The sequence below is a fragment of the Gemmatimonadota bacterium genome, assembly GCA_016713785.1.
GTDB lineage: Bacteria > Gemmatimonadota > Gemmatimonadetes > Gemmatimonadales > GWC2-71-9 > JADJOM01.
Genome location: JADJOM010000003.1, coordinates 927665 through 950497 on the forward strand (window position 1 = coordinate 927665; position 22833 = coordinate 950497).

A 22833-nucleotide genomic window follows, 5' to 3' on the forward strand; every position below is an offset into this window, starting at 1 on the left:
GTTCGCTCCGGCCCGCGGATTTCGCGACCCCGGGCCGCCGGCCCATGCGCATGCGTGCCGTCCCGGCCTTTCCGGCCCGTCTGGTCGGATTTCAGGCAGCAGCCGTTCCTGCCGAGACTCGGCCAGAGGGATCCTGTCGACGGCGAGAGAATACCAATGGTGCATTCCACGATGTTCGAGAGCCTGCGGTCGGTCCGCGGCCGCATGGCGGTGGTGGGTGGCGTGTCACTCCTGGCCCTCGGCGGCCTCGCGGCGCTGTCCCGCGTGACGCTGGCTCACCTGGCCGTCGGCGGTCCCCTGTACGGGGAGATCGCGCAGAGCAAGGACCTGGTTGCGGACATCACGCCGCCGCCGCTCTACATCATCGAGAGCTACCTGGTAGCGCACGAAATCGCGCGGAAGTCCAGCGAGGCCGAGGTGGATGTGCTGGCGAACAAGGCGGCAGCCCTCCACGCCGAATTCGAGACCAGGCACCAGTACTGGGCCGCGTCCCTGCCGGATGACAGCCTCAAGCGCGCCCTGATCACCGACACCTACGAACCCGCCCTCCGGTTCTTCGACGCGTTCGACCGCGACTTCCTGCCCGCGGTGCGACGGGGCGACCGGGCCCGCGCCGCCGCCGTGCTCGACCAGCAGCTGACCCCGATCTACGACTGGCACCGCGCCGTGGTGGACCAGGTGCTGGCCGCCGCCCGGGCCCGGAGCGCGGCACGGGAGCTCGAGGCGGCCGCCGAGGTGCGGCAGCACTCGGCCATCGTCCTGGCCAGCGCGGCGCTGGCGGCCATGATCCTGCTGGGCGTGAGCCGGGCGCTGGTGCACGGGATGCTGCGACCGCTCTCCGGCACGGTGGAAGTACTCGAGGCCGTGGCCGCGGGGGATCTCAGCCGCCGGGCCGCCACGACCTCGGTCACCGAGGCCCGCCGGATGGGCGAGGCCCTCGAACGGGCGCTCCAGGGGATGCGGGAGGCCCTCGGCGCCGACCACGTGGAGTGGACCGCCGTCGGCGCGCAGCGCGCGGAGATCACCCGGATCCGCCAGCTGGTCGAGAACGCGCCGACGCCGACCATGTACGCCGACCGCGACCTGGTGCTGCAGTACCTCAACCCGGCCGCCCTGGCCACCTTCCGGCGCATGGCCGCGCACCTGCCCGTGGCGCCAGACCAGCTGGTGGGCCGGTCGCTGGAGGAGGTGCATCACGACCCGGGGCACCGGGCGCTCTTCGACGATCCGGCTGCCCCGCCCCACGCCACCCGGTTCGCGCTCGGGCCGGAGGTGATCGATTCCGTGGCGTGCGTGATCCGGGACGGCGACGGGAGCGCCATCGGCGCGATGGTCACCTGGGAGGTGGTCACCGAGAAGCTGGCGGCGGAACGGGCGGTGCGTGAGGCCCAGGTGCAGGAGCTGCGGAATGCGGAGCTGCGCCGGCAGGCCGAGGCCGAGGCGGGCGAGCGCCGGCAGCGTGAGGCCGCCGAGCGCGAGGCGGAGCAGCAGGCTCGGGCCGCGGAAGAGCATGCCCGGACGGCGGACCTGCGCGCCAAGGTGGACGCGATCCTCGCGGTGGTGGATGCGGCCGGGGCCGGGGACCTGACCCGGGAGGTCGCGGTGCGCGGCGAGGACACCGTGGGCCGGCTGGGCGAGGGCCTGGCCCGCTTCTTCGAGAACCTGCGGGGAAGCGTCGCCAACATCGCCCGGACGGCGGCATCGGTGGCGACGTCGTCGGAGCAAGTCAACGCGGTCGGGTGCCGCCTCGGCGTCACCGCCACCGAGACCTCGGCGCAGGCCACCGTCGTCTCCAGCGCGGCGGAGGAGGTGTCGCGCAATGTGCAGACCGTCGCGGCCGGGACCGAGGAGATGTCGGCCTCGATCCGCGAGATCGCCAAGAGCGCCGCTGAGGCGGCGCAGGTGGCCAGCCAGGCGGTCCGCATCGCCGACCGGACCAACGGGACCGTCGGCAAGCTCGGCACCTCGAGCGCGGAGATCGGGCAGGTGATCAAGGTGATCACCTCGATCGCGGAGCAGACCAACCTGCTTGCCCTGAACGCGACCATCGAGGCCGCCCGGGCCGGCGCCGCCGGCAAGGGGTTCGCGGTGGTCGCGAACGAGGTCAAGGACCTGGCCCGGGAGACCGCCCGTGCCACCGAGGAGATCGGGCTCAAGATCGAGGCCATCCAGGCAGACACCAGCGAGGCGGTGCGCGCCATCCGGGAGATCGGCGAGGTCATCGGCCGGATCCACAACATCCAGACGACGATCGCCGGCGCGGTCGAGGAACAGACGGCCACGACCAACGAGATGAGCCGGAATGTCAGCGAGGCCGCGCGCGGGGCCCAGGAGATCGCCCATAACATCCAGGGGGTGGCCCAGGCGGCCCAGGACACCACCGAAGGCGCCGCCCAGAGCCAGGGAGCCGGGCGGGACCTCGCGGCGGCGGCAACGGAGCTTCAGGCGCTGGTGGCCCAGTTCCGGATCGGCGAGCAGACCGCCCGGCGGACCCCGGCTCGGCGCTCCACCGCCGCCGTCTGACCCCGACTCACGCGGCGAGGGCAGGCTTCCCCTGCGGGAGGCCTGCCCTCGGTTGCCTCCAGGCCCCGGCCGTTCGCCGGCCGGGCCTTAGAGCTTGAGCTTCTTGAGGTCGTCCATCGTGAAGGGCGTCTTCCGGGCCTTCACCAGCTGGCGGACCCGGGCCACGTCGGCCACGGTCACCTTGGCCCCGGTGTTGCCCCAGTGGGTCCGTTCGTAGTTGATCGCGCCGGCGATCTGAGCGTCGGTCAGGCTCTCCCAGGGCGCCATGGCGCCGTTGTACACCTGCCCCTTCACCGTGGTGGGCCCCACCAGCCCCTTGAGGACGATCGCGATATGCGGGCCGCCCGGCCCATTGACGATCGTGGAGCCCGCCAGGGGTGGGAAGGTCTTGGGAATGCCCTGCCCGTTGGGCTGGTGGCACGCGCTGCAGATCTGGTAGTCGGCGGAGTCGGTCGCGACCGGGGCGCGCGGCGCCCCCGGCTGGTCCGGACGCGGGTCGCCGACCGCGCCGGCTCCTGCGCCGGCGGCGCCGAGGGCGGAGAGCAACGCCAGGGAGTGCAGACGGATACTGGACACGGGCCGAGGCTCCTTGCAGTGGGTGGACCGGGACCGGGCGGCGGCCCCCGGCCGTGCCCTCCCGATGCAATGGTAATCGGCAGGTGTGAGGCGAATATGAAGGCCGCTGCAGGGTGGCCTGCCGCGGCCGGGTGCGCGACGGGCCACGCGGTCCTCGCGTGGCCCGTCCCCGGCGTGGGTGCGGCCGCCGCTACAGCGTGGCCACCACGTCGATCTCGACCCGCACCCCCCGGGGGAGGCCCGCCACGGCCACCGTGGAACGCGCCGGCTTGTGCTCCCCGAACGCCTGGGCGTACACCTCGTTCATGGCCGGGAAGTCCTGCATGTCCACCAGGAACACGGTGGTCTTGACCACCTTCTGCAGGTCCGAGCCGGCGGCCGCCAGCACCGCCTGGAGGTTGGCCAGCACCCGTTCCGTCTGCTCCTTGATCCCCCCGCCCACGATCTCCATGGTGGCGGGATTGAAGGCGATCTGGCCCGCCGTGAACACCAGGCCGTTGACGATGGTGGCCTGGCTGTAGGGCCCGATGGCCCTGGGGGCCTGCTCGGTCGAGACGCACTGGATCGGCATTAGAACAGTCCCTCGATGCGGCCGTCGGGGTGGACCCGGATGGCTTCCGCCGACGGCGTCTTGGAAAGCCCCGGCATGGTCATGATCTCGCCGGCGAGCGCCACCACGAAGCCGGCGCCGGCGGAGGGATAGACGTCCCGGATGTTGATCTTGAAGCCCTTCGGCCGGCCCAGCTTGGTGGGGTCGTCGCTGAAGGAGTACTGCGTCTTGGCGATGCACACCGGGGTGTTGCCGAGCCCCATGTCCTCGCACTGCGTGATCGACTTCTCGGCGGTGGGGGAGAAGGTCACGCCGTCGGCGCCGTAAATCTGGGTGGCGATGGTCTCGATCTTCTGCTTGATCGGCAGCGCGCTGTCGTAGATCGGCTTGAAGTCCGCCTTCCCCTCCGCCAGGGCCGCCAGCACCTCGTTGCCGACCGCCTCGCCGCCGGCGCCACCGCGGGCCCACACGTCCGACAGCGCGGCGCGGGCCCCCCAGGTCCGGGCCGCCGCGATCACGGCGTCCTGCTCCTCCACGGAATCGGAGAGGAACCGGTTCAGCGCCACGATCACCGGCACCCCGAATTTCTGCACGTTCTTCACGTGCGCCTCGAGGTTCACCAGCCCCCGCTGCAGCGCCGCCACGTCGGGGGTGCCCAGGGCATCCTTCTTGACGCCGCCGTGCATCTTGAGGGCGCGCACCGTGGCCACCACCACCGCCGCCTCCGGCTTGAGCCCGCCGAAGCGGCACTTGATGTCGAAGAACTTCTCCGCCCCCAGGTCGGCGCCGAAGCCGGCCTCCGTGAGGACGATGTCGCCCAGCGCGAGCCCGAGCTTGGTGGCCACGATCGAGTTGCAGCCGTGGGCGATGTTGCCGAAGGGCCCGCCGTGCACCAGCGCCGGGCCGCCCTCCAGGGTCTGCACCAGGTTCGGCAGCATGGCGTCCTTGAGCAGCAGCGTCATGGCGCCGCTCGCCTTGAGGTCGCCGGCGCGGATCGGCTTCTTGTCCCGGGTGATCCCCACGATGATCCGGGCCAGCCGCTGCTCCAGGTCGGGGAGGTCGGTGGCCAGGCAGAGGATCGCCATGATCTCGCTGCCCGGCACGATCACGAACCGCTCCTCGCGGCTCGGCCCCCCGTTGAGCCCGCCCAGCCCGGTGATGATCGAGCGCAGCGCGCGGTCGTTCATGTCGATGGTGCGGGGCCAGCTGATCCGGCGGGTATCGAAGCCCAGCGCGTTGCCATGATGGATGTGATTGTCCAGCATGGCGGAGAGCAGGTTGTGCGCCGAGGTGATGGCGTGGAAGTCTCCGGTGAAGTGCAGGTTGATCTCGTCCATCGGGACCACCTGCGCGTACCCGCCGCCCGCCGCCCCGCCCTTCACGCCGAACACCGGCCCGAGCGAGGGCTCGCGGATGGCCACCACCACCTTCTTGCCCAGCTTCCGGAGCGCCTGGGCCAGCCCCACCGTCACCGTGGACTTGCCCTCCCCGGCGGGGGTCGGGTTGATGCCCGAGACGAGGACCAGCCGTCCCTTGGGCGAGCGCCGGGCGATGGCCTCGGGCGTGATCTTGGCCTTGTAGCGGCCGTAGGGGAGGATCTCGTCGGGGCCCAGGCCGATTTCGGCGGCGACCTCGGCGATGGGACGGAGCTTCGCGGCCTGGGCAATCTCGATATCGGTCGGGACGGTGGACATGGCGGGCGGGCTTCCCCTGGGAGAAGTGTGGGAGTCGCGGTGCGCGGACGCCCCGGCTCTGGGCCAAGGGTCATCCGAGGGAACGTAGGCCTCAATCGATGAACGGGACGTGAACCCCGTCGCGGTCAGCCGCTCACGCGTGGGCCGAACACCCGGGCGGCGTTGGCGCCGGTCTCCGCGAGGCACTGGTCCAGCGACACGCCCCGCACCGCGGCCACGCGCGCGGCGGTGTCCCGGACGAACGCCGGCTCGTTCCGCTGGCCCCGGTGCGGCACCGGGGCCAGGTACGGGGCATCGGTCTCGACCAGGATCCGGTCGGCCGGGACGGCGGTGAGCAGGTCGTCCCGCCCCCAGTTCCGGAAGGTGACCATGCCGCTGAAGGACACATAGTGCCCATCCGCGAGGGCGCTCCGCAAGAGGCCGGGGCCGCTGGAGAACGAGTGCAGGATCGCCGTGGCCTGGGGGTGGTTCCGGAGAATCGCGGCGATGTCCTCGTCCGCGTCCCGGGCGTGGATCACCGCCGGCCGTCCCGCCGCGGCAGCCAGCCCGAGTTGTGCCTCGAACACGGCCTGCTGGACCGCCCTGGGGGAGTGGTCGTAGTGGTAGTCGAGCCCCATCTCCCCCGCCGCGACCACCCGCGGATCGGCCAGCGCCGCCCGCAGCCAGGCCTCGGTCTCGGCCGTCCAGCTGGCGGCCTCATGGGGGTGCAGCCCCGCCGTGGCCGAGAGCCCGGGGTGGGCCTCCACCAGCGCGAGGGCCCGGGCGGCGGCAGCCGGCGATTCGCCGATCACCACCACGTGCCCCACCCCCGCCGCCCGCGCCCGCTCGAGCACCCCCGCCACGTCGGCGGCGAACGGCTCCGCCCCGAGGTGGCAGTGGGTGTCGATCAGCATCCGGCCCTAGGCGCCGACCGGCTGCCGGGGTTCGCCCGCCGCGCGGGCCGCCTGCTTGACGCCGCGGGCATCGGCGCCCGGCCACTTGCGCTCGATGGCCATCAGCGCCGGCGCCGCGATGTAGATCGACGAGAAGGTGCCGGTGAAGACGCCGAAGAACATCACCAGCGCGAAGGGCCGGATCACGTCACCGCCAAACACGGACAGGGCGGTCAGCGTGGCCAGGGTGGTGCCGTGGGTCAGGATGCTCCGCGGCAGGGTCTCGTTCACCGACCGGTTGAGGATGTCGGCGAAGTGGTCCCGCTTGTACTTGTGCAGGTTTTCGCGGACCCGGTCGAAGATGATGATCGTGTCGTTGAGGGAGTACCCCACCATCGAGAGCACGGCGCCCACCACCACCAGGCTCACCTCGAGCCGCATCAGCGCGATGAAGCCGATGGTGAGGACGATGTCATGCGCCGTGGCCACGATGGCCGCGAGCCCGAACCGCCACTCGAAGCGGTACGCCAGGTACGCCAGCACCGCCAGGAAGCTGTACATGATGGCCAGCAGCGCCTTGCTGCGCAGCTCGCCGCCCACCTTGGGACCCACCGCGTAGGTCTTCCGGATGGTGTACGTCCCGCTGCCCAGGACCTGGTCGAGCGCGCCCCCCACGGCGCTGGCGGTGGCCTGGGTATTGTCAGCGTCCGTCCCCGCCTTGGCGGTCCGGGCCCGGATCAGGAACTCGCCCGGCGTGCCGGTGGTCTGGATCTCGGCGCCGCTGATGCCGCTGGCGTCGAGGGCGCCGCGGATGGCGCCGACGTTGGCGCCCGGCTCGGCCTGGACCTGCACCAGGGTGCCGCCGGTGAACTCGATGCTGTAGTCGAACCCGAACCCGAGCATGGCCACGAGGGTGAGCGCGAACAGCGCCCCGGTCACGCCGTAGGCGATCTTCCGGTAGCCGATGAAGTCGTAGTTGGCGTTGGCGAAGAAGCGGATCATCAGATGCTCAGGGTGGCCATGGCCGGCTTGCGATCAAGCCAGACCATGTAGAAGGTACGGGTGACGAACACCGCGGTGATCATCGAGCAGATGATGCCGATGGTCAGCGTCACCGCGAAGCCCTTCACCGGGCCGGTGCCGAACTGGAACAGGAACAGCGCCGTCATCACCGTGGTGACGTTCGAGTCGACGATGGCGTTCATGGCGTGCTTGAAGCCCTCCTCGATCGACAGCCGGACGGTCTTGCCCAGGGCGAGTTCCTCCCGGATGCGCTCGAAGATCAGCACGTTCGCGTCGACCGCGATGCCGATCGAGAGGATCAGGCCGGCCAGGCCCGGCAGCGTCAGCGTGGCGCCGATCATGGCCAGCGCCCCGAACGACAGCAGGATGTAGCAGGCCAGCCCCGCCACGGCCAGCGCGCCGCTCATCCGGTACACCACCAGCATGATCAGGACCACCAGGGCCGTCCCCACCAGCCCGGCCAGCAGGCCCGAGTTGATCGAGTCCTCGCCCAGGCTCGCGCCCACCTGGAACTCCTCCACGATCTTGAGCGGCACCGGCAGCGCGCCGGCCCGCAGGGTCAGCGCCAGGTCGCGCGCGTCCTGGAAGGACTTGCCCGCGAGGGTGATCTGCCCGCGGCGCTCGATCCGCTCCTGGATCACCGGCGGCCGGCCCTGCACCCGGTCGTCGAGGATGATCGCCATGTAGTTGCCGACGTTCTTGCCGGTGCCCTCGCCGAAGTCCCGGGCGCCCTTGCGGTCGAGCTCGAAGGTGACGATCGGGCCGCTGGTGAGGGGGTCGATGTCTTCCTTGGCGTCGACCAGGTTGGTGCCGGTGACGATCGGCCGGTCCTCCAGCACGTACAGCGAGCGGAAGCTCTTGGCCCCCACGCTGACCGCCTGCGCCGCCCAGCGGAACTCGTAGCGTCGCGGGAACAGCGTCCGCACGTCGGGCAGGTTGAGCAGGCTGTCGGCCCGCGCCACCGCGCCCTCCTCCACCAGGTACTCGCCGGGGGTGAGCTCGTACCCGGCCGAGCTGCCCGCCAGCACCAGGGTGGAGAGCGCGCCCCCCGTGACCGGCGCGGTGTCCGCCGCGGCCTCGGGCTGGGCGCTGTCCCCCTGCAGCAGCTGGGTGACGGCCGTAGCCGGCGCGGCGGCGCCCGCCACCGCCTGGACCCCGAGCCGCTGCAGCGCCCGGTCCATCGCGGGCAGCGCCTTGTCGAGCGCCTGCGACCGGTCGGTGATGCGGAACTCGAGGAAGGCGCTCTTCTGCACGATCGCCTTGGCGCGGGCGGGCTCGGTGATCCCGGCCAGCTCCACCACGATCCGGTCCTCCCCCTGCTTCTGGATGAGCGGCTCGGTCACGCCGAACTCGTCGATGCGCTTGCGCAGGACGGTGAGGGCGAGGTCGATGTCCCGGACCGGGTCCGCGGAGACCCGCTTGGACTGGTCGAGCTCGAGCCCCAGGTGCATGCCGCCCTGGAGGTCGAGGCCGCGCTTGAGCGGCACCCGCTTGACGACGGTATCCCGGATGATGCCATCCGCGCCGCGCTCGCGCTGGGTGACCTCCCGCGGGATCAGCGAGACGGCCGAGGCGATGAGCATGGCGGCGATGAGGCCGAGCCGGGTCCTGAGATTCGTGACGATCATGCCTGTCTATGCGTGTGACGCGCGGCTCTTGTCCATCTGGGGACCGTGCCGGGTGAGCGCGTCGAGTGCCCGATGCCGGTCCCGTTCGAGTTGGGTCCTCAGCTCCGCGACCGAACCGAATCGCTCGACGTCGCGCAGCCGTTCCAGCCACTCCACCCGCACCCACTGGCCGTACAGGTCGGCGTCCACCCCGAAGAGGTGCACCTCCACCGACCGCCGCGACTCCCCGAACGTGGGCCGGGGACCCTGATTGAGCATCCCGCCCGCCACCCCGCCGGCCCACTCCACCCGCGCGGCGTACACGCCGTCGGGCGGCAGCAGCTTCCGCTCCGGGTACTCCCCGACGTTGATCGTGGGGATCCCGAGCGTCCGGCCCCGTCCCTCACCCCGCACCACCCGCCCGCTCAGGGTGTACGGCCGCCCGAGCAGCCGTGCCGCGGTGGCGAGGTCTCCGCCCGCCACGGCCCGCCGGATGGCGGTGCTGGAGATCGCATGGCCCCCCTGGGCCACCACTCCCACCACGTCCACCACGAACCCGTCGGTGGCCCCCAGCCGGCGCAGGGTGTCGACATCGCCGCTGCGGCCGCGCCCGAAGGCGTGGTCGTGCCCGATCACCAGTTCCCGCATCCCGCAGCGCGCGATCAGCACCTCGCGGACGAACTGCTCCGGGGTGTAGTTGGCCAGCGCCCGGTCGAACCGCAGGAACACCGCGTAGTCGAGCCCGGTCAAGGCAAGCGCCTCGCGCCGCTCGGGCCCGGTGGTCAGCAGCGCCGGCGCCGCCTGCGGGTTCACCACCTCGAGCGGGTGCGGGTCGAAGGTCACCAGCACGCTCTTGCGGCCCGCCGCGCGGGCCCGGCCGGTGATCTCCTCGAGCACCGCCAGGTGGCCCCGGTGCACCCCGTCAAAGGTCCCGACGGTGACCACGGTGCCCTCGGGATGCGGCGGCAGCAGCGGCGCCATCAGCTCGCCGACTCCAGCACGACCTCCGGCTGGAACGCCCCGCCCTGCAGCCGGCCCACCGCCACAAGCCGCTCGCCGGGCGCAACCGCCGCCACCGGCCCATCCGCCGCCGCTCCCAGCTCCAGCTCCCGCACCGCCTGCCCGAAGCCCAGGGCGCGCGCGGCGGCCTCCGACACGTCGACCCGCGGCAGGTGGCCGAGCACCGCCAGCGGCGACCGCAGCGCGGCCGGCGTCAGCTGTTCCAGCGTCACCGCGTCCCGGACCGACAGTGCCCCGATGGCCTCCCGGCGGAGTGCTGTCAGGTGGGCGCCCGTCCCCAGCGCTTCCCCGAGCTCACGCGCCAGCACCCGGACGTAGGTTCCCGCGCTCACGGTGGTCCGGAACTGGAGCTCGGGGTAGGCATACCGGACCAGCTCCAGCGTCTGCACCACGATCGGCACCTCGGCCAGTTCCACGGTCTCACCCCGGCGGGCCCGCGCATAGGCGCGCTCACCCGCCACGTGCTTGGCGGAGTAGGCCGGCGGCCGCTGTCCCCGCGCCCCGGTGCCCGCGGCGAGCACCCGCTGGACGTCCGCGAGGCCGGGCATCGTCGCCGGCGCCGCCGGCGGGCCCAGGGGCTCGCCCGTCGCATCGTCGGTGGTGGTGGCGCCGCCCAGCCGCGCCGTGGCCAGGTACGTCTTGGCCTGCTGCTCCACGAACCGCGCCAGGCGGGTGGCCCGGCCCACCAGGACCACCAGCAGCCCGGTGGCAAAGGGATCGAGGGTCCCGGTGTGGCCCACCGCGCGGGTGCCGAGCACCCGCCGCACCCGGGCCACGACGTCGTGGCTGGTCAGCCCGGCGGGCTTGTCGAGCAGCAGCGCGCCGGTCAGTCCCCGCGCTCCTCGTGCAGCTCACTCAGGATCTGGTTGATCCGCGCCGAGTGCTCCTGCCCCCGGTCCAGCTCGAAGCGCAGCTCCGGGACGATCCGGACCGACAGCGCCTGTGCCACCAGCTTGCGCAGGTACCCCGCGGCGCTGCCCAGGCCCTCCAGGGCGGCGTCACGTTCGGCGTCCTCACCCATGATGCTCACCCGGATCGTGGCGACCGCCAGGTCGTTGGTCACCCGCACCTCGGTGACCGTGACGAAGCCGATCCGGGGATCGCGCAGCTCGGTGAGGAGCGCGTCGGCGACCACCTGCCGGATCGTCTCCCCCACCTGGTCGGGGCGCCGCTTCGGGCCCCTCACGCCGTGCCCCGCTCCGTCATCATGATGCGCACCCCGTCCGCCGCCTCGATCAGCCGGTCCGCCTCGCGGAGGATCTCCTCCACGACGCGCCGGTCGCTGCCCACCGCGGCGCAGGCCAGCCCCGCCCGCTGCCACAGCTCCTGGTGCTCCACCTCGGCCACGCTCACGTTGAGCCTGCGCCGCAGGTCCGCCTTGAGCGACTGCAGGATCGACCGCTTGTCCTTGAGGGAGTGACACCCCTCGAGGTGGAGGTCCCAGGTCTGGGTCAGCGCGTGCATGGGCTAGCCTACGCGCCGACGCCCCGGTGCGGTCCCCGGCCGGTCACGATCCCGTCTCAGGCCGCGCCCGAGCCCGAGCCGGCGAGGGTCCGCTTGATCTCCTCGACCCGGTAGGCCTCGATCATGTCGCCCACCTTCACGTCATTGAAGTTCTCGACCCCGATGCCGCACTCCAGGCCTTCCTTCACCTCGCGCACGTCGTCCTTGAAGCGCTTGAGGCTCGACAGCATGCCGTCGTAGACCTGCACCCCGTCGCGCAGCACGCGGACCTTCGCGGTGCGGACGATCGTCCCGTGCCGCACCTGGCAGCCGGCGATGGTGCCGACCTTGCTCACCTTGAAGAGCTGCATCACCTCGGCGTCGCCCAGCACCGTCTCCCGGCTCTCCGGCTTGAGCAGCCCCTCGAGGGCGTTGCGCACGTCATCCACCGCCTCGTAGATGATGCGGTAGGTGCGCACGTCCACCTGCTCCCGCTCCGCCGCCGCCCGGGCGCCGCCATCGGGGCGCACGTGGAAGCCGATGATGATGGCCCCCGACGCCTTGGCCAGCAGCACGTCGCTCTCGCTGATCGAGCCCACGCCCCGGTGGACGATGTCCACCCGGACCTCGCCGGTGGAGAGCTGGCCCAGCGCGTCGGCCAGGGCCTCGGCGGGACCGCCCTGGTCGGCCTTGATGATGAGCCGCAGCGCGCCCATCTGGCCCTGCGCCAGCGCGCGGGAGATATCCTCCAGCGACCCGCCCCGGGCGGTGCGCCGGTTCTGCGCCTCGCGCTCCAGCCGCTGGCGCTTCTGGGCGATCTCGCGCGCCTCGACGGCGTCCGTGGTCACCAGGAAGTTGTCGCCCGGCGACGGCGTCCCCTCGAAGCCCAGGATCTGCACCGGGATCGACGGGCCGGCCACCTTGGTGTTCTTGCCGCGCTCGTCGTACAGCGCGCGCACCCGGCCGGAGAACTTGCCGCAGATGAAGTTGTCGCCGACGTGCAGGGTGCCCTTCTGCACCAGGATGGTGGCCACCGGCCCCTTGCCCGGGTCGAGGGTGGCCTCGACCACCGTGCCGGTGGCGGAGCGCTCGGGATTGGCCTTGAGGTCCAGGATCTCGGCCTGCAGCAGGATCTGCTCCAGCAGCTTCTCGACGTTGGTGCCCTTCTTGGCCGAGATGGCGGTGGACAGCACCTGGCCGCCGAACTCCTCCAGGACCACGCTGTGCGACAGCAGGTCCTGCTTGACCTTCTGCACGTTGGCCGCCGGGAGGTCGATCTTGTTGATCGCCACGATCATCGGCACGCCGGCGTTCTTGGCGTGGCTGATGGCCTCGACGGTCTGCGGCATGACGGCGTCCTCCGCCGACACCACCAGCACCACGATGTCCGTCACCTGGGCGCCGCGGGCGCGCATGGCGGTGAACGCCTGGTGCCCCGGGGTGTCGAGGAAGGTGATCTTCCGTCCGTCCGGCAGGGTGACGTGATAGGCGCCGATGTGCTGGGTGATGCCACCCGCCTCGCCCGCCACCACGTTGGCCTTGCGGACGTAGTCGAGCAGCGAAGTCTTGCCGTGGTCGACGTGCCCCATGATGGTCACGACCGGCGGCCGTGCCACCTGCTGCGCATCATCCTCCTCCACCACCTGGGCGGAGTCTTCCGGCGCGGCATACTCCTCTTCCTTCACCGCCTCGAAGCCGAACTCGGAGGAGATCAGCTCGATCTGGTCGAAGTCCAGCCGCTGGTTCACCGTCACCATCAGGCCCAGCCCCTTGAAGGCCAGCTGGACGATCTGGGAGGCCGGCACCTTCATGAGGTCGGCGAGCTCGGAGACCGAGATGAACTCGTTGACCCGGATGCGCGTCTTCTCCCGCTCGCGCTCCTCCTTCTGCCGCAGCAGCTGCTCCCGGTAGCCGCCATCATCGCGGCGGCCGGTCCGCTTGGCCGTCCCGCGGTGCATGCCCGCGAGGGTCTTCTCGATGTTGGCCAGCACCGCATCCTGGTCCACGCCCGTCTTGCGCCCCTTCTTCTTCTTGCGCGCCCCACCCTTCTGCGCATCCGGCCCGAAGTTGCGCGGCCGCTCCCCGGTGACGGCGCCACCGGAGGGACCGGGACCGGCCTGACCCGGCCGGCCCCCCGGGCCACCCGGACGGGGGCCACCGGGCCCCCCGGGACGCGGGCCACCAGGACGCGGACCGCCCGGCCGGGTGCCCTGCCCCCCGCCCGGCGTACTGGAGCTGAACACCGGCTTGGGCCGCTGGAAGCGCGGCACCTCGCCACCGGGAGGCGCCACCGGGCGCGGGATCCGGGTGGGGATGCGCGGGAGCCCGGTGCCGCCGGCGCTCGCGGGCGGCAGCGGCGGGCGGACCGGCGGGACCGCCGGGGTCGCGGGGGCCGCCTCGGCCACCGGCTCGGGGGTGGCCCGCTCCCGCGGCTCTTCCCGGAACGGTGACGCGGGCGCCTCGGGGGCGGCGGGCTCTTCGACCGGGAGCGGCGGCAGGTCCTTGAAGAGGGCCCGGGCCCGCTCCTCGATCGAGGCGGGGAGCATCGGCTCCTCGCGCTTCTCGACCGGGCGGGTCAGCTCGAGCGCCTCCTGGCGCAGCACCTCGGCGGCGCGCTCGGCCTCGGCCTTCTCCTCGGCCTGCTGCACCTCGGCGGCGGTGCGCCGTCGCTTGGCGGGCTTGCCGGCCTCGGCCGGCGCCTCGGGCTCGGCAGCGGGTTTCGCCGCCTTCTTGGCGCGCTTCTTCGGGGCCGGCTCGTCGGAGGCCTGCGCCGCCTTCCGCTTCTCGCGCTCCCAGCGCACACGGATGGCGGAGACCTGCGCATCTTCGAGCGCGGACATGTGGCTCCGCGCAAAGATGTGCATGTCCCGGAGCAGGCTCATGAGCTGCTCCGCGGGCACGCCGAATTCAGCGGCCAGATCGTGGACTCGCGTCTTTACCACTCACGCCTCCCTGTGGGCTTCGCCATGACCCGCCTGTGCGAGTCCCTGGACGAGCGCCCGGTCCAACACGCCGGCGACCATGATGGCGGGCCGTCCCAGCCGCGCCCCGATCGCCTCCGCGGCCGGCCCGGTGAAGAGGGGGATCCCTTTCGCCCGGGCCAGTCGCACCACCTTGTCCCTCGCCCGCGGACTCGCGTCCGCCGCGACGACCACCCCACACACCCGCCCCGCCTGCAGGGCGGTCCGGACGCCCTCCACCCCGAGCACCACCGTGCCGGCCCGGAGGCCGAGCCCGAGCAGCCGGAGCAGCGGCTCAGCGGGCGGCGTCGTCTCCACCGTCCTCGGTCAGCTCCGCCAGGAAGGCCACCAGCTGGTCGCTCCGCTCGGCGGTCATGCCCGGGATCTTCTCGATGTCCTCGCGCTCCAGGTCCAGCACGTCGCTCAGCCGCTGGTACCCGGCCCCGTTGAGGATGGCCACCAGCTCCGGGGAAAGCCCCTTGAGCTCGGTGAGCGGCAGCTGCATGACCGCCTCGTCCTCGGGCGGCAGCGGGGCGAACAGCGGCCCCTCGCCACCCCGCTCCAGCCACTCGCGGCTCGAATACAGGTCGATCTTCCAGCCGGTGAGCTCGGAGGCCAGCCGCACGTTCTGTCCGTTGCGCCCGATGGCCAGCGAGAGCTGGTCCTCGTCGACCACCGCCTGGATGGTCTTGGACGCGGGATCGGAGAAGACCTTGGCCACCCGCGCCGGCGCCAGCGCCAGCCGGGCGAACCGCTCCGGATCGGGCGACCACGGCACGATGTCGATCCGCTCGCCGCCCAGCTCGTTCACCACCGCCTGCACCCGCGAGCCCTTGAGGCCCACGCAGGCGCCCACCGGGTCGATGGCGTCGTCGCGGGAGATGACGGCGATCTTGGTCCGGCTGCCGACCTCGCGCGCCCAGGCCCGGATCTCGACCACCGCCTGCTGGATCTCCGGCACCTCGAGCTTGAACAGCGCCTTCACGAACAGCGGGTCGGCGCGGGAGAGGATGAGCCGGGGTCCCTTGGGCGTCTCCTCCAGCCGCTTGAGCACCGCGCGGATGGTGTCGCCCTGGTGGAACTTCTCCCGGTGGTTCTGCTCCCGGTACGGGATGATCGCCTCGGCCTCGCGGAACTTGTTCAGCATGATCACCAGCTTGCCCCGCTCGATCTGCTGCACCTCGCCCGAGAGCAGCTCGCCCACCTTGCTGGCGAACTCGTCCCGGATGCGGGTCCGCTCGCCCTCGCGCACCCGCTGGATGATGCGCTGCTTGGCGGCCTGCACCGCCAGCCGCCCGAACTCGGCGAAGGGCACCTCTTCCTCGAGCATGTCGCCGATGGCGAACTCGGGATCCTCGTACTGGGCCTCCTCGAGCGAGATCTGCGCGCTCTCGTCCTCGACCGCCTCCACCACCTGGCGCAACCGCACGACCTTGATCGCGCCCTTCAGCTCGTCGAACTCGAGCTCGAAGCGCACGTTGGGCCCGTAGCGGCGCGCCAGCGCGGCGTGGATGCCATCACGCAGCAGATCGAGCAGTTCGGCCCGGTCAAGCTGCTTGCTGGTGGTGAGCTCCCGAATGGCGCTCAGGACTTCCGGTGATCCAGACATCGTCTCTCCTGCCCTTATGGCTCCCGGCGGCCATCCGCCGGCCCCTGCTCCATGAGCAACGCTTCCTTGACCTGGTCCAGCGCGACCACTGCCTCCTGCCCGTCGGGCAGCCGCACCCGCACCGAGGCGTCGTCCGGCACCGCGAGGATCACGGCCAGCGGGTGCCCCGAGACGCCCCGGGCCGTCAGCTTGACGGTGCGCCCCACGTACCGGCGCCAGTGTTCCGGGAACCGTACCGGCCGCTCGATCCCCGGCGAGGAGACCTGCAGCTCGACACGGTCGCCGTACCCGGCCTCGGTGGCCAGGTAGGCCAGAAGGGCGCGGCCGGCACGGGCGCAATCCTCTGCGGTCACCCCGTGGCCCGGCCGGCTGTCAGGCCGGTCCATCCTTACCTGGATCGAAGGATGCTGCGGCGGGCCGACCCGGCGGTATTCGACGAGCTCGAATCCCAGGTCGGTCACGAGGCGGCGTACAGCCGGGAGCAGCGGGTCAGCGACCATGAGTTGGGGCCAAAAAAAATGTGGGGGAACTCCCCCACACAGGTCAGCGTCGCGCGCTGGAGCTCCCCGTTACAGCGCGGGAAGTATAGGGATGGGGCGGGGATTCGTCAATCAGGACCGTGGCCCGCCCGCCACGGGGCGGCCGAGGTACGCCACCATCCGGCCATCGGCGCCGCGGGAGGCCCGGTGGCTGTAGAAAGCGGGGCGGTCGTGAGCCGAACACCATTGTGATGTGGAAATGCGCCGGATGCCCAGGGCCTGCCCCTGTTCCACCAGGAGTGCGCGCAGATCGGCATGCCACGGTCCGGGCCCGTCGTGCCCAAGCCCGCAGCCCTCCATCACTTCAGAACCCACCTCATAACACGGGCCACAAATCCCGACCCCGCAATGCATTGCCATGTTTTCCACGGTGGCACCGAACTCCTCGACCAGCGCGGCAACACCCGCCGCCAGGATCCCGCCCGCCGTGCCCCGCCACCCGCTGTGCAGCAGCCCGACCGCCCCCGCCACCGGGTCGACAAGGTACACCGGGATGCAGTCCGCCACGGTGACGGTCAGCAGCAGGCCAGGCGTGCCGGTGGCGTGGCCGTCTACCCCATCGATCTGGACCCAGCCCGTGGCCACCCGGTGGCGGGCCACCGCCACCTGGTGCACCTGGGTGCCCAGGATCACGCCCCCGAATCCCTCCTCCACCCGCCGGAAGGCCCGCCAGCGGGTCATCACCTCTCCAACCGGGGCCTCCGTCCAGAGTCCCAGGTCGAAGCCCCGTCCCTCCCCCTCGCCGCGGCCGGTGATCCCGGCGACCACGCCGAATCGCTCCCGCCATCCAGGCACCTCGTAGCGGGGTACGGGACCGGGCAGGCGTACCTCACGGACGCGCGCGGCGGCGCCCGGACCTTCCGTCATGCCATCGCTCCTGGCTCGGTGGAAGACCCCGGGGGGCGCCGCTGGGGCGCCCCCGGGAGCTACTCGTGGCGTTCGATCTGGGCGCCGAGGGCGCGCAGGCGGGTGTCGATCTGCTCGTAGCCGCGCTCGATCTGGCCCACGTTGTGGATGGTGCTCTGCCCCTCCGCGGCGAGGGCGGCGAGCAGCATGGCCATCCCGGCGCGGATGTCGGGCGATTCCACCGTGCCGCCCCGGAGCTGTGCCGGGCCCGAGATGACCGCGCGGTGGGGGTCGCACAGGACGATCCGGGCCCCCATCCCGATCAGCTTGTCCACGAAGAAGAGACGGGACTCGAACATCTTCTCGAAGATGAGGACCATGCCCTCGCACTGGGTCGCGGTGACCACGGCGATCGACATGGCGTCGGCCGGGAAGGCCGGCCAGGGGCCATCCTCGAGCTTGGGCACGTGCCCGCCGAGGTCCGGCCGCACCCGGCGCTCCTGGCCCGCCTCGCACACCAGGCGGTCGCCATCCACCCGGGGGCGGACGCCCAGGCGCTCAAAGCCGAGCAAGGTGCTGCGGAGGTCGTCCGGGCGGACCCCCTCGATGACCAGGTGGCCGTTGGTCACCGCGGCCAGCCCGATGAAGCTGGCGATCTCGATGTGGTCGGGGCCGATGGCGTAGCTGGCCGGGCCGAGGGGCTTGCCACCGTGGATGGTGTAGACGTTGGTCCCGATACCCTCGATCTGGGCGCCCATGGCCACCAGCAGGCGCGCCACGTCCTGCACGTGGGGTTCAGCGGCGGCGTTGCGGAGCACCGTGCGCCCCCGCGCCATCACGGCGGCCATCAGGGCGTTCTCGGTGCCGGTGACGCTCGGCTCATCGAGGAAGATCTCGGCCCCGGTGAGGGCCTTGGCCTCGATCTCGTAGCTCTCCCCGAGGGAGAGCGAGGCCCCGAGCTGCTCGAGCGCCAGGAAATGGGTGTCCACCCGCCGGCGGCCGATGACGTCACCGCCCGGCGGCGGGAGGGTGACGGTGCCGAACCGGGCCAGCAGCGGGCCGGCGAGCAGGATCGAGGCGCGGATCCGGGAGCAGAGGGCGGGGTCGAGCGGCTTGGGCCGCGCCGGCCGGGCATCCACCCGGACGGTGTTGGGGCCGGTCCACTCGACCGTGGCGCCCAGGTCGGCGACCAGCGCGAGCATCGTCTCGACGTCCCGGATGCGCGGCATGTTGCCCAGGTCGACCGGCCCGTCGGCCAGGAGGGTGGCGGCGATGGCCGGGAGCGCGGCGTTCTTGTTGCCGGCGGGACGGACGCTGCCGTTGAGGGCACGCCCTCCCTGCACCACGAAGCGAGGAGGCATGGCGAAAGGTCTCGCGGCATGGTGCGACCGTCAAGCGGCGTTATCTTAGGATCATGTTCTTCCTCCAGGCGGGCGTGGTGGCCGGCTGGGTCGGCCCCACGATGGCGATCTCCCTCGTCATCATCGCGGGTGCATTCCTGGTGATCGCCGCCGCCTCGGCGCTGGCGGCGCGCCAGGCCGCCAGGGAAATGCAGCAGCTGTCCCGGGTCATCGAGTCCCTTCGGACGGACCTGGCCCCGGCGCTGACGGCCGTCCAGGCCGTCTCGGGCGAGGGCCAGCGGCTGGCCGGGATGGTCGGCACCGAGGCGGAGGAGCTGGTCCTGGCCAGTCGGCAGCTCCGGGAGGGACTCAAGGACCGGCTGGCCAACCTCGAGGCCATCTACGATGTCCTCGAGGAGGAGATCGAGGACACCGCCGTGGACGTGGCGGTCACCCTCCGCACCTTCCGCAGCGGCGCCGGCTGGTTCGGCCGCATCCGGCGGCTGCTCGGAGGCGGGCGGCGGCGTTGAGCCGGCGGTCCGTCGTTGTGGCCCTGGGGGTGGCGGCCCTGCTCGTCCTCTGCCTGCCCGCCCCGCTGTACGCCTGGACACCCGGGACGCACATCTACCTGGGCGAGGCGGTGCTGGGCAACCTGGGCCTCCTCCCCGCCGCCGTGGCCGACCTGCTGCGCGCCTTTCCGTTCGACTTCCTCTACGGCAATATCGCCGCCGACAGCTCCATCGCCAAGAAGTACGCCCCGGTGGGGCGCCACTGCCACGCGTGGCACGTGGGCCAGGAGATCTTCGACCTGGCCCGGAGCGACGCGCTGCGCGCCTTCGGGCTGGGCTACCTCTCGCACCTGGCCGCCGACGTGGTGGCGCACAACTATTTCGTGCCCCGCCAGCTGGTCCTCACCAGCACCACCACGGGGTTCGGGCACTCCTACTGGGAGAGCCGCTTCGAGACCCCGCTGGGCGACCGCTTCGCCCGCACGGCCAAGGAGGTCATCCTCCTGGATCACGCCCCGGCCGACGCGCATCTCGACCAGATCATCTCCCCAACGATCTTCAGCGTGCGAACCAACCGCCGCCTGTTTCGCGGCATGGTGCACCTGACCGAGACCCAGGGGTGGCAGCGCGCCTTCCAGGTGGCCGACCGGCGCAGCCGGTGGGACCTGCCGGTCCCCGACGTGGAGCGGCACCTGGCGCTCTCGTTCGAGTTCATCATCGGGATGCTGGCGGAGCCGAACGCGGAATCGCGCCGCTTCGACCCCAGCGGCGAGGAGCCGCTCCGGGTGGCCAAGCGGATGCGGCGCGAGGCGCTGCTCGCGGGCGGCTGGAAGGACCGCGCCCGGGTGCAGGAGGTGGCAGAAGGTCGCTTCGGCCTGCCCGAGCGGTCGCTGGCCGTGTGGGCCGGCGCGGAGATCCTGCGGCCATGGCGGAGCTAGACCCCCTCTTCCTGGCCCTGCAGGAGGCCGTGGCGGGACGCTATTCGCTGGAACGGGAGCTGGGCCGCGGCGGCATGGGCGTGGTGTTCCTCGCCCGGGACGTCTCGCTGGACCGGCTGGTGGCCCTCAAGCTCCTGCCGCCGGAGCTGGCCGCGCGACCCGCGCTCCGGGAACGATTCCTGCGCGAGGCACGCCTCGCCGCCCGGCTCTCCCACCCCAACATCGTGCCGATCCACTCCGTGGAGGAGCACGGCGGCCTGGTCTGGTTTGCGATGGCCTACGTCCCGGGCGAGACCCTGGGGGCCCGGCTGCGTGCCCGCGGCAGCCTGCCCCCCGGCGAGGCCGCGCGGCTGCTGCGCGACGTGGCCTGGGCGCGCGGGTACGCGCACGCCCAGGGCGTGGTGCATCGCGACGTGAAGCCGGACAACATCCTGCTCGAGGCCGGGGGGCGCCGGGCGCTCATCGCGGACTTCGGCATCGCGGCGCCCGCGGAACAGGGGGGCGAGGTCGTCGGGACCGTGGCCTACCTGAGCCCGGAGCAGGCCACCGGGGAGCGGGTCGACGGCCGGAGCGATCTCTACGCCCTCGGCGTGGTCGGCTACTACGCCCTCTCGGCCCGGCTCCCCTACCCGGTCACCAGCCTCAGCGCCCTGATCGAGCGGCAGCTGGCCGGCCTGGCGCCGCCCCTGGCCGAGGCCGCGCCGCACGTGCCGCGCGCCCTCTGCCGCACCATCGACCGCTGCCTGGCCTCACTGCCCAGCGCCCGGTTCCAGACCGGCGAGGAGCTGGCGGGAGCGCTGGAACAGCTGGGCACCGGGGCCACCGACCTCCCGGCGCCATTCCGGGTCTGGATCCAGAAGGGCGAACAGCGGCGCAGCCCCGCCGTGGTGATCTCGCTGCTGTGGTCGATGCCGATGCTCATCGGCAGCATGTTCGCCCTGGCCTCCGGGGGCGGGGGAAGCTGGCTCGGGCTCACCGCGTTCATCGTGGTGCTCCTCAGCCTGCCGTGGTGCTTCGTGCTCGGCTCCCGGATCCTCCATACCCGCAAGCTGCTGGCGGCCGGCTATTCGCACGCCGACCTGGTGCTCGCGCTGGAGCAGCACGCGGAGCGCCGGCGGGAGGAGCTCGCCTTCGAGCACGGGACCACGCCCACCCGGGTCGGACGGCTGGTGCACGCCGGGATCGTCATCGGCACCGCGGTGGCCAGCCTGAGCCTGCTGCTGGCCTTCGCCACGCCCGCAAAGTACGAGGCCATTCCCATCGGCCTCGGCGTCACCGCCGGCGGGCTGGCGCTGCTGCTCTTCTCCCTGCGGAACCTGATTCCCGGGGCGCGCTCCGGCGCGCGCGATCGCTGGTCGGAATTCGCACTGCGCTTCTGGAGAGGTGGATTCGGCAAGCGGCTTACCCGGCTGGCGGGGTGGCGCCTCGGGGCGAAGGCCGCCCCGGAACAGCTGCTGCACCGGCCTACTGAAGTGGCGCTCGGGGATGCGGCGGAAGCGCTCTACCGGGCCCTGCCCGCCGCGGAACGCCGGGACCTCCGGCAGCTGCCCGACCAGCTGCGCCACCTCGCCGCCCAGGCCCAGCACATGCGCGCCCGCATCGAGGAGCTGGACGATCTCATCGCCCAGGCCGCCCCGACGACGCTGTTCGAGGGCGAGAAGGCCGCCGGGGACGGCGGCGCCGGCGCGCTCGGCGAGGCCCGGGCGCTGTGGGCGGCGCGGCTCAAGGAGACCGTCACCATGCTCGAGGCGCTGCGACTGGGCCTGCTCAAGCTCCACGCCGGCAGCGCCACGCCGGACACCCTCACCGAGGACCTCGCCGCCGCCCACGCGCTGCGCGAGCGGCTCGGCCTGCTGCTCACGGGCCAGGCGGAGGCCGGCCAGCTCCTCACGGCAAAGGACCGGTGATGCGGACCCGAACCCTGGCGGCGGCGATCACCCTGCTCGCGCCCGCGGTCCTGGCCGGCCAGGTGTCGCTGGCCACCACCCCCGCCACTCCGGTGCGGGGCGCCCTGTTCCAGCTGCGCCTGGCCCCGACCGGGCCCGCCCCGGTGGACCGGATCGAGGGGGTCGTGGCCGATGAGCCACTGCACTTCACCCGCGAGGAGGGGCTGTTGTGGACGGCCCTGGCCCCGGTGCCGGTGGAGGGGGGAGACTCGCTGCCCCTCCTGCTGGTGCTGTGGGAGGGGGATCGCCCGGACACGGTCCGCACCAGCATCGCGGTGGCTCCCGGCGACTATGCCCACGAGCGCCTGCGGGTGGCGCCCGCGATGGCGGAGCCGGACAGCGCGGCCCGGGCGCGGATCGCGCGGGAGGTCGCCCGGGCCCGCGAGGTGAGCCGCGGCGCGCAGCAGACGGCCCGACAGTGGAGCGCCCCGTTCCTCCGCCCCCGCCCCACCCGGATCACCAGTCGCTTCGGCACCGCACGGGAGTACAACGGTGCCGTCACCAGCCGGCACCTGGGCACCGACTTCGCCGGCGCGGTCGGCACACCGGTCCGGGCCACGAATCGCGGGCGGGTGGCGCTGGTGGCCGACTTCTACCTCGCCGGCAAGGTGGTCTACCTCGATCACGGCGAGGGCCTCATCTCGGCCTACTTCCACCTGAGCAAGGCGCTGGTCCGCACGGGGGACACCGTGGAGCGCGGCCAGGTGATCGGCTCGGTGGGCCAGAGTGGCCGCGTTACCGGGCCGCACCTGCACTGGGTGATGCGCTACGGCGGGGTAACGGTCGATCCGATGAGCGTGCTGGCCCTGCTCGGGGAGCCGCCAGGCCCCTGACATAG

Annotated in this window: 21 protein-coding genes; 5 read left to right on the forward strand and 16 right to left on the reverse strand. The window is 72.3% G+C overall.

The features are described from left to right. Positions 1–171: 171 nt before the first annotated feature. Positions 172–2523, forward strand: coding sequence for a HAMP domain-containing protein (locus IPJ95_12105; GenBank protein MBK7924350.1), 2352 nt, complete (start codon positions 172–174; stop codon positions 2521–2523). 87 nt (positions 2524–2610) lie between these two features. Here IPJ95_12105 and IPJ95_12110 read toward each other — a convergent pair whose 3' ends face one another. From IPJ95_12110 to murA, 16 genes are all read right to left on the reverse strand, one after another. After that, positions 2611–3099, reverse strand: a complete 489-nt coding sequence (locus tag IPJ95_12110) for a cytochrome c (protein MBK7924351.1) — start codon at positions 3097–3099, stop codon at positions 2611–2613. A 190-nt stretch (positions 3100–3289) separates the two neighbouring features. Continuing rightward, positions 3290–3670 carry a RidA family protein gene (locus tag IPJ95_12115; protein MBK7924352.1) on the reverse strand — a complete coding sequence of 127 codons (381 nt, stop codon included), beginning with the start codon at positions 3668–3670 and terminating at the stop codon, positions 3290–3292. Further along, on the reverse strand, positions 3670–5343 hold the full coding sequence (locus IPJ95_12120; GenBank protein MBK7924353.1) for a formate--tetrahydrofolate ligase: 1674 nt from the start codon (positions 5341–5343) through the stop codon (positions 3670–3672). The genes IPJ95_12115 and IPJ95_12120 overlap by 1 nt, the downstream gene beginning before the upstream one ends. A 125-nt stretch (positions 5344–5468) precedes the next feature. Continuing rightward, positions 5469–6236, reverse strand: a complete 768-nt coding sequence (locus IPJ95_12125) for a TatD family hydrolase (protein MBK7924354.1) — start codon at positions 6234–6236, stop codon at positions 5469–5471. Between the two features lie 6 nt (positions 6237–6242). Further along, the gene (secF, locus tag IPJ95_12130; protein ID MBK7924355.1) at positions 6243–7217 is read right to left on the reverse strand and encodes a protein translocase subunit SecF; all 975 of its coding nucleotides are present in this window, start codon (positions 7215–7217) and stop codon (positions 6243–6245) included. Further along, on the reverse strand, positions 7217–8866 hold the full coding sequence (gene secD / locus IPJ95_12135; GenBank protein ID MBK7924356.1) for a protein translocase subunit SecD: 1650 nt from the start codon (positions 8864–8866) through the stop codon (positions 7217–7219). The genes secF and secD overlap by 1 nt, the downstream gene beginning before the upstream one ends. Before the next feature lie 6 nt (positions 8867–8872). After that, on the reverse strand, positions 8873–9826 hold the full coding sequence (locus IPJ95_12140; GenBank protein MBK7924357.1) for a bifunctional riboflavin kinase/FAD synthetase: 954 nt from the start codon (positions 9824–9826) through the stop codon (positions 8873–8875). Beyond that, entirely contained in the window at positions 9826–10695 is an 870-nt protein-coding gene (truB, locus tag IPJ95_12145) for a tRNA pseudouridine(55) synthase TruB (protein MBK7924358.1), read from the reverse strand. Before truB ends, IPJ95_12140 begins: the two co-directional genes overlap by 1 nt. Then, entirely contained in the window at positions 10692–11051 is a 360-nt protein-coding gene (rbfA, locus tag IPJ95_12150) for a 30S ribosome-binding factor RbfA (protein MBK7924359.1), read from the reverse strand. Before rbfA ends, truB begins: the two co-directional genes overlap by 4 nt. Beyond that, positions 11048–11329 (reverse strand): DUF503 domain-containing protein, encoded by a 282-nt coding sequence (locus tag IPJ95_12155; protein MBK7924360.1) that lies wholly within the window; start codon positions 11327–11329, stop codon positions 11048–11050. The genes rbfA and IPJ95_12155 overlap by 4 nt, the downstream gene beginning before the upstream one ends. A 56-nt stretch (positions 11330–11385) precedes the next feature. Further along, positions 11386–14250, reverse strand: coding sequence for a translation initiation factor IF-2 (gene infB / locus IPJ95_12160; protein MBK7924361.1), 2865 nt, complete (start codon positions 14248–14250; stop codon positions 11386–11388). After that, entirely contained in the window at positions 14251–14586 is a 336-nt protein-coding gene (locus IPJ95_12165; GenBank protein ID MBK7924362.1) for a ribosomal L7Ae/L30e/S12e/Gadd45 family protein, read from the reverse strand. After that, a complete protein-coding gene (nusA, locus tag IPJ95_12170) occupies positions 14564–15877 on the reverse strand; it encodes a transcription termination factor NusA (protein MBK7924363.1) in 1314 nt (437 codons plus the stop codon). Before nusA ends, IPJ95_12165 begins: the two co-directional genes overlap by 23 nt. A 14-nt stretch (positions 15878–15891) precedes the next feature. Continuing rightward, positions 15892–16338 carry a hypothetical protein gene (locus IPJ95_12175; GenBank protein MBK7924364.1) on the reverse strand — a complete coding sequence of 149 codons (447 nt, stop codon included), beginning with the start codon at positions 16336–16338 and terminating at the stop codon, positions 15892–15894. 150 nt (positions 16339–16488) lie between these two features. Beyond that, positions 16489–17283: a polyphenol oxidase family protein gene (locus IPJ95_12180; GenBank protein MBK7924365.1), complete on the reverse strand. Its 795-nt coding sequence runs from the start codon at positions 17281–17283 to the stop codon at positions 16489–16491. Between the two features lie 59 nt (positions 17284–17342). After that, positions 17343–18623 carry a UDP-N-acetylglucosamine 1-carboxyvinyltransferase gene (gene murA, locus IPJ95_12185; GenBank protein ID MBK7924366.1) on the reverse strand — a complete coding sequence of 427 codons (1281 nt, stop codon included), beginning with the start codon at positions 18621–18623 and terminating at the stop codon, positions 17343–17345. A gap of 53 nt (positions 18624–18676) precedes the next feature. Here murA and IPJ95_12190 point away from each other — a divergent pair, with 53 nt between their 5' ends. From IPJ95_12190 to IPJ95_12205, 4 genes are read left to right on the forward strand one after another with little or no spacing between them, the layout of a single operon-like run. After that, the gene (locus IPJ95_12190) at positions 18677–19132 is read left to right on the forward strand and encodes a hypothetical protein (GenBank protein ID MBK7924367.1); all 456 of its coding nucleotides are present in this window, start codon (positions 18677–18679) and stop codon (positions 19130–19132) included. Positions 19133–19161: 29 nt separating this feature from the next. Continuing rightward, positions 19162–20049, forward strand: a complete 888-nt coding sequence (locus IPJ95_12195) for a zinc dependent phospholipase C family protein (GenBank protein ID MBK7924368.1) — start codon at positions 19162–19164, stop codon at positions 20047–20049. After that, the gene (locus IPJ95_12200) at positions 20037–21956 is read left to right on the forward strand and encodes a serine/threonine protein kinase (GenBank protein ID MBK7924369.1); all 1920 of its coding nucleotides are present in this window, start codon (positions 20037–20039) and stop codon (positions 21954–21956) included. The genes IPJ95_12195 and IPJ95_12200 overlap by 13 nt, the downstream gene beginning before the upstream one ends. Beyond that, positions 21956–22828, forward strand: a complete 873-nt coding sequence (locus tag IPJ95_12205; protein MBK7924370.1) for a M23 family metallopeptidase — start codon at positions 21956–21958, stop codon at positions 22826–22828. Before IPJ95_12200 ends, IPJ95_12205 begins: the two co-directional genes overlap by 1 nt. The last annotated feature ends 5 nt before the right edge of the window (positions 22829–22833 follow it).